Annotated in this window: 14 protein-coding genes; 7 read left to right on the plus strand and 7 right to left on the minus strand. The window is 63.5% G+C overall.

The features are described 5' to 3' along the window. Nucleotides 1-169 precede the first annotated feature (169 nt). Entirely contained in the window at nt 170-568 is a 399-nt protein-coding gene (locus IFT82_RS16190; RefSeq protein WP_192128729.1) for a hypothetical protein, read from the minus strand. Nucleotides 569-758: 190 nt separating this feature from the next. Here IFT82_RS16190 and IFT82_RS16195 point away from each other — a divergent pair, with 190 nt between their 5' ends. Continuing rightward, nucleotides 759-1040 carry an ArsR/SmtB family transcription factor gene (locus tag IFT82_RS16195; RefSeq protein WP_244646865.1) on the plus strand — a complete coding sequence of 94 codons (282 nt, stop codon included), beginning with the start codon at nt 759-761 and terminating at the stop codon, nt 1038-1040. 737 nt (nt 1041-1777) lie between these two features. On the opposite strand, the gene IFT82_RS16200 is transcribed toward IFT82_RS16195, so the two are convergent. The 4 genes from IFT82_RS16200 to IFT82_RS20480 all read right to left on the minus strand — a co-directional run bounded on the left by IFT82_RS16200 (nt 1778) and on the right by IFT82_RS20480 (nt 7142). Then, nucleotides 1778-2704 carry a TIR domain-containing protein gene (locus tag IFT82_RS16200; protein WP_199860548.1) on the minus strand — a complete coding sequence of 309 codons (927 nt, stop codon included), beginning with the start codon at nt 2702-2704 and terminating at the stop codon, nt 1778-1780. Next, nucleotides 2695-3342, minus strand: coding sequence for an E2 domain-containing protein (locus tag IFT82_RS16205; protein ID WP_342355136.1), 648 nt, complete (start codon nt 3340-3342; stop codon nt 2695-2697). Before IFT82_RS16205 ends, IFT82_RS16200 begins: the two co-directional genes overlap by 10 nt. Nucleotides 3343-3419: 77 nt before the next feature. Then, nucleotides 3420-4913 (minus strand): hypothetical protein, encoded by a 1494-nt coding sequence (locus IFT82_RS16210; RefSeq protein WP_207105813.1) that lies wholly within the window; start codon nt 4911-4913, stop codon nt 3420-3422. Between the two features lie 591 nt (nt 4914-5504). After that, a complete protein-coding gene (locus tag IFT82_RS20480) occupies nt 5505-7142 on the minus strand; it encodes a spore photoproduct lyase family protein (protein WP_207105814.1) in 1638 nt (545 codons plus the stop codon). A gap of 304 nt (nt 7143-7446) precedes the next feature. Between IFT82_RS20480 and IFT82_RS16225 the strand changes: the two genes are divergently transcribed. From IFT82_RS16225 to IFT82_RS16240, 4 genes are all read left to right on the plus strand, one after another. Continuing rightward, nucleotides 7447-7614, plus strand: a complete 168-nt coding sequence (locus IFT82_RS16225; RefSeq protein ID WP_207105815.1) for a hypothetical protein — start codon at nt 7447-7449, stop codon at nt 7612-7614. Between the two features lie 207 nt (nt 7615-7821). Then, on the plus strand, nt 7822-8787 hold the full coding sequence (locus tag IFT82_RS16230; protein WP_192128742.1) for a hypothetical protein: 966 nt from the start codon (nt 7822-7824) through the stop codon (nt 8785-8787). Between the two features lie 4 nt (nt 8788-8791). Then, the gene (locus IFT82_RS16235) at nt 8792-9034 is read left to right on the plus strand and encodes a hypothetical protein (protein WP_192128744.1); all 243 of its coding nucleotides are present in this window, start codon (nt 8792-8794) and stop codon (nt 9032-9034) included. A 241-nt stretch (nt 9035-9275) separates the two neighbouring features. Next, on the plus strand, nt 9276-9722 hold the full coding sequence (locus IFT82_RS16240) for an HU family DNA-binding protein (protein WP_342355137.1): 447 nt from the start codon (nt 9276-9278) through the stop codon (nt 9720-9722). Nucleotides 9723-10063: 341 nt separating this feature from the next. Here IFT82_RS16240 and IFT82_RS20595 read toward each other — a convergent pair whose 3' ends face one another. After that, nucleotides 10064-10285, minus strand: a complete 222-nt coding sequence (locus IFT82_RS20595; RefSeq protein ID WP_207105816.1) for a hypothetical protein — start codon at nt 10283-10285, stop codon at nt 10064-10066. Nucleotides 10286-10378: 93 nt separating this feature from the next. On the opposite strand from IFT82_RS20595, the gene IFT82_RS16245 reads away from it, so the two are divergent. Both IFT82_RS16245 and IFT82_RS21235 read left to right on the plus strand, forming a co-directional pair. Then, nucleotides 10379-10609, plus strand: a complete 231-nt coding sequence (locus IFT82_RS16245; RefSeq protein ID WP_192128748.1) for a hypothetical protein — start codon at nt 10379-10381, stop codon at nt 10607-10609. 142 nt (nt 10610-10751) lie between these two features. Next, on the plus strand, nt 10752-10874 hold the full coding sequence (locus IFT82_RS21235; protein ID WP_274602256.1) for a hypothetical protein: 123 nt from the start codon (nt 10752-10754) through the stop codon (nt 10872-10874). Between the two features lie 108 nt (nt 10875-10982). Here IFT82_RS21235 and IFT82_RS16250 read toward each other — a convergent pair whose 3' ends face one another. Beyond that, complete coding sequence (locus tag IFT82_RS16250) at nt 10983-11675, minus strand: hypothetical protein (protein ID WP_192128750.1); 693 nt, start codon at nt 11673-11675, stop codon at nt 10983-10985. Between the last annotated feature and the right edge of the window lie 774 nt (nt 11676-12449).

Genomic DNA, 12449 nt, shown 5'->3' on the forward strand with positions numbered 1-12449 from the left:
TAGTCCCCGCCGCGGCGTACCGCAGCCCGGATCGCTGGGGCGGGTAGGGGCGTCGGGACGGCTGCCGGGGCCGGGCCGTCTCGAGCAGGGAATGCTGTTAAGGTCGTCATGTCGTCTTTTCCGAAGCGATTCCATCCGGGGGTGCGGCGTGGTCCGACGTGCGTCACGTTCAGGTGGCGGCGTACGTCTCAACGGGGTCGTCGGCGCAGAGCTCGTCGATGACGGCGGGATCGGCGTCTAGGCCCAGTCCCAGGCCATGGAGCAGGATCGCCCTGTTGCAGTGCTGCAGTTCGAGCGCGGCCTCGACGGCATCCCGGCCGTCGAAGATATCGCGCGAGGCAAGCATCCAGGCCATGGGATCCTCGTCCATGCCTTCGCGCTGGAAGCGTGCGCCCGTCTCCACCGCGACCAGCGCGAGCCGGATCAGGCGACGACGGGTCGTGATCAAGGGGAAGTCGCACGGACTGTCCGGGTCAAGCGGATCGGGTAGCAGGCATGTCGCGTCCGGTTCGTGGATACTGGCGGCCCGTAGCGGATCAAACGTCGTATACATGATGCGCGTCTCCATTCATCGTGCATTCGCACTGCTGCACATGCCTGTTCGGAACCTCGGCCGAACGTCAGAAAGGTAGATACCATCACATATAATTCAACCCTTCTAGAAATATCATTGTTCTTGGATGGTTGACCTGTCGTTCATGCTATCTGGGGCAGCCCCTTGCACGCCAAGAATTGCCAACTATTCTAGCAGCATGGAAATGGACGATGCGATACCGGTGCTAAGCGCTCTAGCGCAGCCGACCCGCTACAGATGCGTATCTCATCTCGTCGACCGAGGAGAGTGCACGGCGGGGGAGCTCGCGCAAGTGCTAGGCGTCCCGGCGAACACGATGTCCAGCCACCTGACGATCCTCGCTCATGCGGGACTGGTGGCTTCGCAGCGTCATGGCCGCAACATCGTGTACGCGGCGTGTGTGGAAAAGATCGCCGATGTCGCAGGCATGCTGTCGGCGCTGGTCCCCGACCCGGCCGGACGGTAGCGCCATCGCCGCCTACGGTCATTTCCACGTCTTCGCGGATGCGACGCGGACGTTCTACGCTAGGCGTTTGCTGGCATGATATTCTTGCAGACCGGAGGTCCGGCATTCGCTCGCCCCTCGTTCGACATCAGCCGATATTGTTCGCCCGTGACCAGCTTCCCGGCGACTACTACCTGCATCATAATCCGGCTCCACGTTATGAATATGCCCGCCGGTAGGGCCGGCTTCTGCGTCGAACTGGCAGCCTTCCATTAACGGATGGTTCTTCGTGCCTCGAGTCAGGCCCCGAAGGCACGACCCAGCCGGATGGCGGGGCGTCGTCCGGTCCTATCGCTGCGTCCAGCATGCGGCGGCCATCTAACAATGCGTCGGGTCGAAGGCCTGATCTCGTATGCCCGATCGAGGGCCGGCTTATGTGCCGGTGGGGTGATCAAAGGCGGCATGGGCGCATTCGTGATCTTCCCATGTCGGTCATTCCTTCGGAAGGGAATGGGCGGCAGGACCTGCGTCTCGACCGTGGTGCAGCAGGTGATCCATCTACGACCCGTCGATCCATGACGCGTTGGGGTTGGAGCAGAGCCCTATGGCAAGCATCGATACCGACGTCATATGCGCTATGCCGTCATGGCCGAAGACGACCAGGGAAGCGACGCCACGCCCTGTGTTCTGACGATTCCATTGCGGGGCGGTCGCACGTCGTGAGATTCTGGTCGCTTGCCACGGCGCCATGGGATGTCTTAGCCGTTGTTGGGTCCGAGCTCGCGCATGTGCTTGCGCAGCTGGTTGCAGGCTGGTGCCATCGCGGCGCCTGCATCGTGCCCCTCCTGAAATCGGTAGGTGATCGTAGTCACGCCGGCGAGGTCGCTCGGCAGCTTCACCTTCTCCCCCCGAGGCTCCATCAGCAGCGCACGCGCTCGACCTAGTCGTCCCATGAACAGGCCAAGCTCGAACACGACGTTGTCCCGTGGGCTGGGCCACTCCTGCGTCTTCTTCTCGTCGCTCGTCACGTCGTCCGGATGGGCGATGGCGATGGCGAAGTCCGCGCGGTCCACCTCGTCCTCGAGGGTCTGCAGCGTGTAGCCGGTGGCTCGGAACACGCCGTCGGTCCAGACCACGACGTTGAAGTCGTCGTAGTCCAGCGCGTTCTGGATCTCGCGTGCTATCGATATCGCGCCGACGGACGAGATGACGAACACCCGGATGCGGTCCCGATAGGCTCCGATGCCAGCGTTCCGCTGTAATAGACGACGAGCGAGTTCCTTGGCGATCGTGCGGTAGATTTCGGAGTATCTGTCTCCGAGATCGGCGAGGTCGTCCTCCGTCAGCTTGGCTGCGACGACCTCGTCGACTGCGACGACGTCTGCCGAACGACGTTGCGTCGGCTGGATCGCCGACATCTCGCCTACGTGGTCTCCGGCCGACCGCTTTGCCTGGTGGCGGCCGTTGACGATCACATCGACGGTACCGGCCAGAAGTAGATAGAGGTCATTGTCGTCGGCGCCCTGCTCGATCAGCTTGCCGCCCGGCTGGACCTCCACCAGTTCTGCCTTCTCGGAGATCTCGTTCGCCAGTTCCTTGTTCCCGTTGACGAGCTTGTTGACGCCGATCGCGTCCAGACGCCGCCGTCGGCCGGCATCGCCGGCCAGTCTGTCTATCAAACCCATTTCCGATCCTCGCTATATGTCGGTGGTACAGTCGAAGTCGCGGCGGCGGCCTCGCGATCACGGATCGGGCAGACCCGCATGGTGCGGCAGCAGCGAGGGCCCCAGTTCAAGTATAGGTCCGCGAACGCCACTTCGGCCTCCCGCCGTCGGATCTCCGCGTCGACCAGCTCCTCCAGCGCGAGGCGGCGGGACGATCTCCGTTCTGGCGGACGCCTGCTGCATCCACCTGCCGGTAGTGGACCAGCCAGCCGACCGATGCCGAACTCGAGTGCCTCCCGATACCGGCGTGCGAGACCTGCGCGCTCGGCGGCAGCTTCGGCCGCAAGCTGATGATGCGCGGCTTCGCCGTGGGAGAGCCAGCGTCCGGTCGGCCACAGGCCTCTCACGTCCGCAAACTGCTGACAGAGCAGATACGATCTCAGCTTGGCCCAGAAGTCGTCGACCTGGTCGACGGTGCAGCCGAACGGTTCGAGTCCAAGGCAGAAGCTGCCGTCGGAATTGACGTGACGTTCCGGACAGCTTCTGGGCAGCAGGGAACCCGGAACCGCCTCGGCCACGATCAGCCGGTCGCTCGCCTGCACGCGCAGCTGGTAAGGCCTGCTCGGCCTACCGCTGGGATGCGGCGGCCGCGCCGTCACAAGAAGGTCGTCACCGTCCCCCTCGATCGATGCCCAGTCCGGTTTTCGTATGACCGCCAGAAGGAGAAGCGCCCGGCTCAGAAGCCACCGTAGGAACGGTTGTCAGCCACGGGCGCCTCCGCCTCTCCGGAGGCCGCGGCTGCGGGCTGCGACTGGAGGACAACCGCGTCGAAGTCGAGATACTGCGACTTGCCGTTCGAAGAGAACAGGCGACGCGTATCGGGTGAGGCCACGGCGTACGCGCGATCGCCTATTTTCGTCTCGGTACCCGAGCAGACAGCCTGACACTCCTCGGACGTCAGTGTCGCATGACTGGACGCGACGCGTACCGATCGATCGCCACGGATGCCGATCCGGCTGATCGGCGTCGAACCGATCTCGAAGCCGATGGCGAGTCCAAGACCCTTCGCCGTCGGCAGCATCTCGATGCATAGATCGAAGGAGGAACGCAATGCTCCCGCGCATGCAGTCGCCCGTTCCACGCTGGCACCTTCGTCCGTCTGCTGATCGTCACCGACCGCGAGAACGCCGTGGATGCAGTCGCCGATGAACCGGACCTTCCGCCCCCCGAAATCCTGCTGAAGCACGGCGTCCAGTTCGGTCCTTATGACATGGAGGTCGCGGACGGCATCCGCAGTGCCGCCGTTCGCCATGGCCGCATCCACGTAGGCGGTATAGCCGTCCAGATCGGCGAAGATCGACACGAGGGGCATGCGCACGCTTCGGGAAGGACTCAGCCGGGAGTAGTCGATGGACCGCAGCGGGGGCGTATGATGGTGGAAGGCGAAGCCCGACATGCCGATAGTGACGTCGCGATGCGTTCGCATCGCGGCTCGCAGTTCGTCGGCCCGCCGCTCGAGCTGTTGCGGATCTAAGACGATACGTGCTCCGAGAGATGCGATCTCCACCTCGCTCGCCGAACTGGTCCGCTCCGCCAGAATGCCTCCTACCTGCCGCAACCCGAAGAGCGCTCGGACCCGATCGGAAGGGTAGATGCCGGGAGCCGATCCTTCGGCGAGCTTCGCCGCATGATTGGCGGCACCGCCGATGAACAGCGGTTCCCGTTCGTCGTTCCGGCCGGAATCGATGGCGACGCAGCGCCCGATGTCGATGCCGATCCGGAATTCAGGACCGGTCCGTCCACGAAGGATGTCCCGGCTTGCGGCAGCGGAAAGCGAGACCGTCTCGCGCGCGAGACGGAGCGCTCGCGCCACTGCCTCGCGAAGGGTGGCGGCATCCCCAGGATTGTCGATCGGCACGACGGCATGCATCCGGGGGCCATGATAGTCGATACGCTGCACGCCCACGCCATCGGAGGCCCGGTCCAGCGCCGCATAGTGCAGATGAAGGAACGAAAGGGCACGGGCGTGGCTGGCGGCGGTTTCGACACCGGCGTCCCGCCGCATGGCGTCGTAGTTGATTACGTTGATGTACAGCTGGACGGTATCGGTGAGCACGGCGTCCCCTGGGCCGAGATCCCTTACCAGCCTCGGGGCGTCGGGTTCGCCCATCCGGGCGCGGATCGCACGCACGCGTGGCAGATACTCGGTCTCGAAGAGTTCGACCCGCATCCGCGGTGTGGACGCTATGGACGCCGCGATTCTATTCGTTGCACGCAGATGGCTCCAGCTCATGAGTGATCCCCCTTTCCATTCGACGGCTTAGAGCCAGTTCCAAAGTAAAGATGACTTGGTCCGCCGTTAGCGGGCCAATAGCATATCATCGGTCATAAGGGGGACGAAACGGCACCGAAACGGCAACGATCCTTGTTGACAGGGCATGCTCGACACCCGGCGCGTCGAATAGCACGTCTTCGAGTATGGGCCCGACCAGCACCGTCGACATGAGAGTTGTATGTGGCCAGGATTTCATCGCTCTGCCTTGTGAGGGAACGATCGCTGGATGTCGCGGAACCCAGTTCTCCGAACAGAATGACGGCCGACCCACCTCTCACTGACGACCGTGATCGATCAACCGGTCATATGCTGAGCTGTGGAGCAACTGCATCCATTTCGGTGCAATCTGCTGTCATTGTGGATGCTTGTCAGCCCCGACATGGTAATCGAGCACGCGAGTACGGACAACCGTGCGATTTCTAGATTGCGCGCTGTCGTGCTTGTTAAGAAGGGCGGGCGGATGACCATCGAAGGTAATGAGCAGTACTATGCGAGGCGGGTCGAGCAGGAGCTTGGCTTAGCATCTGCCACTCTCGATCCCGCAGCAAAGGCCATCCACCTGAACCTGGCCGCTCGATATGCGACGCTTCGCGAACGAGCGGTGCGGCTCATGCGGGATCCGTCGACGGTATAGACAACAGCACGATAGCGATGGGCGGGGGCTTTCAACGATGAGCCTGGACCTGATGTCTTGGCTTCATGCTTCCGATTTCCAGAATGCCCATCTGGTACCATCATCACCGAGTGCGACATTGGTACAGGAGCACACCGGTCGTATGTTTCATCGGGATCGATTGGTTGTCTGAAACACGTTCCGCGCGACATGCACGGGCTGGCACGACGGGGTGATCGCCACGTTGATGCTTCTTGCGTCGTCGACAGTCGTCCGCGGATGGTTCGCCGATCGTACCTGGACGGTCGTGATAGGGACGGCCCTTGATGCTGGCACGGTGGGCGAATTCGGGGCGGGAGCTTTATCGCGACGCGCCTCGCGTTCCGTGCCTTCGACGGATTGCTCATAGCCGATAACCTGCACGCGCAGTGGATTCGCGCAGCAGGGTCAGAAGGCGTACCGCACCTCGCAGTAGGGCAGGGCCTCGCCGAGCCAGCCGAGATACCGGTCCAGCCACCGCCGCTTCCAGGAAGCCTTGTAGCGCAGGTTCTGCATGCCGGACTGGCTCCACTTGCGTTCTTGGATGTCGGCCGCCACAACCATTCCTCGGCGCGGGGGTGCCACTGGAGGTTGAGCTCGTGCAGCCCCTCGTTGTGGGTCAGGAAGATGACTTCGCACTTGAGCTGCGCCCTGGCCGCCGGTGAGAGCGCCGCGTCGAGTTCGGCGAACAGCGCCTTCCATTCCGCCTCCCAGCCCTCGTGTACGATGACGGGCGAGAAGTTGACGTGGACCTCGTAGTCCGCTGCGACGAAGTCGTTGATGGCGGCGATCCGCTCGCTCATGGGTGAAGTGCGCACGTCGACGATCCTGGCGATCGTCTCGGGCATGAGGCTGAAGCGGATGCGGGTACGTCCTTGCGGATCGTAGTCGAGCAGGTCGCGGTTGACGTATTTGGTCGCGAACGAGCCCTTGGCACCCGGGATGGTGCGGAACGCGGCGACGAGATCGCGGACGTTGTCGGACAGCGAGGCGTCGACCGACAGGTCGCCGTTCTCGCCGAGATCGTAGACCCAGTCGACCGGATCGATGGTGTTCGGCTCGGGCTTCGGTCCGAGCTTCGTGGCGTGGCGCGCGATCGCGCGGCTGATCTCGTCGATGTTGACGAAGACGCTGATGGGGTTGGCGTAGCCCTTGCGCCGGCCGACGTAGCAGTAGGCGCACGCCATAGCGCAGCCGTTCGACGACGAGGGCGCGATGAAGTCGGCCGATCGCCCGTTCGGCCGCATCGCCATGCCTTTCTTGACGCCGAGGACCAGGATGTCCCGCTTCACCCGCAGCCAGTCCTCGGCGAGCGCCGGATCGGACAGCTGCGGTATCCGCCAGTGGCTCGCCACCTCGACCAGTTCCGCGTCCGGGAAGCGTGCCAGCACCTCGCGGCCGCGGCGATGGTCGCGCACCGCCGGCTCAAGGTAGATCAGCTTCGGATCGATCAGCGTACGGGGCAGCGCCATGTCGACGATATGGGCATGGCGGCCTCGTATCACCATCTTCGACGGCGCATGTGACGATGACGGGATCGGGAAGGAGAGGGGGCCCTACCGGTTCGGCGCTACATCGCCGGGAGCTTCCATGTCGGCAGCTGTCCCACAGGATCGCCGCGCGGATACGTGAAGCCGCTCCCGGTGAAGGGGCCTCCAACGGCCGCAGGCCTGCTCCTGACGACCTCGCTGGTACAGTGGGCGATCAGGGCTTCGGTACGAGGTCTTCCTCAAGGGAAAGCACCTGTCGCTCGACGTCGACGGGAAGAAGGTTTTGGTGGAGACCTGGATGGCGCTGAAGGGAGCTGCTTCGATCGACAACGCGAACGAGACGATCGGGCTGGCCTCGTCTTTGCACCCGATACAGAATGGCATCATCAGGGGAGAACCCGGCACCTTCGACGTCTCCGCTGCGGCGATGCTCGCCGAGCAGATGGCACGGTGATGGTGGGGATACGGCATCGATCGATGGCAATCGGGATAGGTGTTGCGTCTCGTGGTCGGCATACGAGCCGGCAAGGCGATCGGGATGCCGCTCGAACCCGTCGGGTGGATGTCGTCGTTCTCTTGGATCCGAACGGCGGAGTCCTGCCGACGCTTGACGATCCATGCGTCGTCCTATCTCATGCCGCCGGATGATGGCTGAGCGCTCATGACGACGACGACCATGAACGTGGCGGCCATGTCCACCACGAAGCGGCTGGATATCGTGCTGCGCAAGGCCGCATCGCTGCTGCCCGGCGATGTCGGCCGACGCCTTCTCGATCTCCTCTCACCGACTGCGCTCGCCGTGATGGCCGGCGTGGTCGTCATCTGGGCGGGCTCGCACTTCGTCGGCGTCGGCGAGGTGGCGGACGTGGTGTTGCTTGCAGCTGGATGGCTGGCGATCGGGGGTGCCGCGCTCGATGGTGGCCGCAAGCTCGTCTCGTTCGCCACTGGTACGGCATCCGCGAAGTCGGATGCCGATCTGGACCGCGCCGCACGTGATCTGGCCGACGCCGTGACGACCCTCGGGGTCGATGTCGTGCTCGGGCTTCTGCTTCGGGGCAAGCCGAAGACGACCTTCCGCGAACCGTTCCGGCCGGTGGTCTCCTTCCCGACGTACAGGCAGTTCGCCAGCGTGATGCCGAAGGGCGGTCCTACCCGGATGTACGAGGCGAAGATCGTCTTCACCAAGGCGAGGGATGCCGGACGTGGCGGTACGGGCCCCGTCGACAACGTCGCCAAGGTCGGTCTCGGCTACTATCCCGAGGCCAGGTCAGCCACGGACGCGATCCGCGACGTGCGTCGGACCGTGCATCACGAGCGCGTCCACCAGCGTCTGACCCAGGCGTTCTCGCTGCTCGGCCGCCCCGCACTCTACATGAAGATGGGCGCCTACAAGCGATCGTACATCCTGCGGTACATCGAGGAGGCCGCGGCCGAGGCCTATGGGATCGCGAAGTCGGGCGGCGTGCGCCCCGGCGAACTCACGGGGATGCAGTTCCCGCTCAACGGCAACTATGGCATAACACTGGCGAAGATGGGCCATGAGGCGAAGGGCATCCTCCTCGGTCCCGTCGTGGTCGGCGGGGCGACGCTCAACGCGACGTTCGGGATGATCCACGATGATCGATGAGGCGGTGGCGATCGACGTGGCGCTGCGGTTCGCGGCCGATCGACAGGGCGACTTGGGCGACGTCGAGGTGGAGGCCACGCGGGAACGCATCAGGGAATCGGATGTCTGGGCCGTCAAGCTGCGGGAACGGCGGACAGGTGATGACGCCTGGATGGAGATCGACTGGAAGCCGGTCTCTTATTTCGTCGACGATGATGGACTCGTCATAGGCTTCGCCACCGAACGATCCACGACGATGCTACGATAGGTCAGCGATCCCATGTCCTACCGTTTCGACATGATCCTGATCGATAGGCCTATCGCATTTCGCATCATCGGACACTGCGTCTGGTCGGCCACCATCGGTGGATGGCACTCGCGATCCATGAGAGTCCGTTCGCCAAGCGCGCCGGTAGCCTCCGGTTCCACTACGAAGTATTCCATGCATCACCTCGGAAGATTGGATCTGAATCCATCGACCTGGTCCATCAGGCCATCACAACGGCCTGATGCCGATAGAGGGGCTGGTCGGCCTGCTGCTACTGGAACCAGACCGGCACGGCGGGCCGATCGCCGTTGGCGGCCGATGCATGACGTGCGATGGGCGCGGTTTCGCGGACGAAGGCAGGCTGATGACGAGATCGGAACTGGTCGAGAGGCTGGCGGAGAAGCATCCCGACCTAGCGGCGGCGCACGTCGAAGCACTGGTGAATGCGTTCTTCGACGTCATCTGTCGGAAGCTCGTGAACGGGGGGCGGGTGGAGTTACGCGGCTTCGGTGCATTCCAGACAAGGTTGTGTCCTGCGGGCTCAGCCCGCAATCCGCGCACGGGCGAGAAGATCACGCTGAAGAGGCGCAGGGTCCCAGTCTTCCGGCCAGGACGGGACATAGGCCGACGCATCAACGGGCAGGGGGCTGGCCCAATCGGATTCCCCTTCGAGGACGACGTGGAATAGTCGGTCTGGAACCCGGACTCGTGGCAGAATGGGAGTCGCTTCGGGCCTGAAGGTCCCTTTGGACGAACGGGGAGCTACCCTGTCGAATGGATCGCCCGATAGTCGGGTCGCGATCGGGAGCGTGCCTGACCGCTATCCGCCCTACCGATCACGGACCGCGATCGTGGCAGGCTTCGACGAAAGATGGGGAACGCCGCCCGTTCGCAGCGATGGAGTCTGGCTGATGCATTCTGCCCTGATCTCGGTCCTTCGCTCAGGAGCAGGACAAGTCCAACTTCCCGGATCTTCAGGCCGACCTGCGAATGGAAGGGCAGGCCGGGTGCCGCTGTCGACGACGAAGGTCACGCCACGTTCGTGACGTTCACGAGCCTGATATTCGCGACCACCGGGCGGCTTGCTGTCGCCGAGGTCTCGTTCCGTGAAAGGGCATCTTCGGATACGGCCTGATCTGCGTTGTCCGCAAAGGGCGTGGCGACTGAAAGGTGGACCGCATCCGTAGCTGGATAACCTGAACGCGGCGGATCGAATCGAGGATGCGGGCTTGCCCGTGAGATCAGCATCATGCCACAGGAAGCAGGGACGTTCATCGCGCCAGAAGGGCGAACGATCGAGGTGTTCGATGTCGAAGAGTATCACGCATTCTGGAAGGTCGTCGCATGCTGTCCTCTGAGAAGGACGTGATGGACGCGGCCAACGACAATGCGATCGTCTCCGTTCTGCCCGCCGAAGTGCGGGAGATGCTGGACCGGTGCGACGAGGCCGGTCTCGGCATGGATTTCGTGATCGACGTTCTACGAGCCCGCCTTGTCGGGGAAAGGCTCCCCAGGGGAGTCGACCCCGAGGTGATCCTGGCATCTGTCCGCACCGTGTTCGAACGAAACCGGTAGCACGCATCGCCCATTTCCGGCGCACGGAATGGATCGCCATCGCATGCCTCGAACGCCTCGTCCGTCATGAGCGGTCAGGCAAGCTCATGCATGTCGATGGCGAGAGTCTGCGTACGGATCGGGGAGGGAACAGGCCGCCCTCATGCTTGGCCTGTTCGTCTGGGAGGCGTTCGACCGGCATCCGGCCGACCGGTTCGCGACGAGGTTTTCCGCCGGTGGCGAGAAGGATCGGTTCCGGGTGTACCTCAGGGCCGGTGACGAGTGAACAGGGAGGCGGCGGCACCGGCAGGACCGGCTCATCGGCGGATCGGTCGTGCATGCGCATCCTTCGTTTCCCAGGCCGCCAAGCCCGGATCCGGATGATCGATGCTGGTCATGACCTAAGCCCGCGGAGGCCGCTGAACGCTCCACTCAGCATCGTCCCTGCCTTGCTGGTCAGTGCGTTCGCCTTCGAGGCTATGGCCGCCGCGGTGGGCAGCTCGATGGACAATGTCATTCTTTCGGAAGCCACGTCGATCACGGGGTCTACCGCCGCGTCTGACGGGATGACGGTCGGTTCTATCCCCTCTCGTTCCCGGACGATTTCGAAGGCTTCGACGTTGAATGCGCGAGCACTGTAGGCGAACCATCCTGCGGTACCTGCGGCGTAGGTCGCTGTGGCGATCCAGCCCCAGGGAGTTCCCCGGCTTGCGGCCGAGCCGCCCGCGGCAGCGGCCTGAGCGGCTCGCGGACCTGCCCTCATCAAGGTCGCGGCCATCGTCTTCGTCGTCCCGTTCTGGATCGCGGTTCTGGCGATCTGCATCGCCTGCCCCGCATTCGGATCCGTTTCCTGACCGAAAAGGCCGGTCGCCATCTTCTGAAGGCTGGCAACCGTACTGCTATCGTTACGTGGCTGCAGGCGTGCGACCTCGTCCTCGGTCAGACCGTAGAGGGCGGCGATGTCCCGAATGGTGTCTTCCAGGCTCTCGCTGCTGAACAACAAGGCCTTGCCTGCAGCCGACGCGCTGCGTTTTGCGATCAGCCAGTTCGCCTCGGTATGTTTCCGATTCAGTTCCTCCAGCGTCATGTTCCCTCCCTACGGCGATACGCGAAAGCTAGCAGTGTCCGTGGAATTTGATAGCAGGCCGTCTCCACTTTCACCCCACCCGAGCATGGTCTGAAGCCGGTGATCGGTCAGACGTGGAAGCCCCCGGATGGGGGCTGCGGGTTCGAGCGGGAGGCCGGGACGATCGGCGGATAGCCATATGCCACTATGAAGGAATGCACGTACGGGGCCTGAACCGCTTCGACGATCCGGTGGCGCTTTCACGGGTGGGAATGGCTGCCGGTTCGCGCATGCGGTGCGCGACACGGCGGGAACGCCGCCGTCACGGTGTCCGGGATGTCGGCGAATAGACGAGCCGCACGTCGCTCTGGCGCCTCATGCCGTCCGCCCTCGCGACCAACCGTCGGCGCGGTGCCGCCGCCGCGTAGGCGAGCCTGCCGGCAGGCGGGGCGTCGACTATCTCCTCGTGCGGCCACTCAGGCAGCAAAGACATGCAGCAAGATCCGTGGTCATCGCCCGAACGGCATGGATTCGCAGTCTATATAGTTGAATTCATGGCCAAGATCGTTCGTGACCGATGCGCATAGCTTGTGACGTATACAAAGGTGGCGGACGGATCGGCCCTTGGGAGTGTGTTCGATGACCACCTTCGTACGCGACCCTTCACAATAGAGGGGTTGTTGATGGATGAGGAATAGTTCAACCTGCGGTAGTATTAATGGTACGAGTGATTCGCCGTATAGTCGATCGCACGTTAAATGCCGTAATACATCCTAAGTCGGCGTCTGGGGTGCC

The organism is Sphingomonas sp. CFBP 8760 (assembly GCF_014841615.1).
Classification (GTDB): Bacteria; Pseudomonadota; Alphaproteobacteria; order Sphingomonadales; family Sphingomonadaceae; genus Sphingomonas.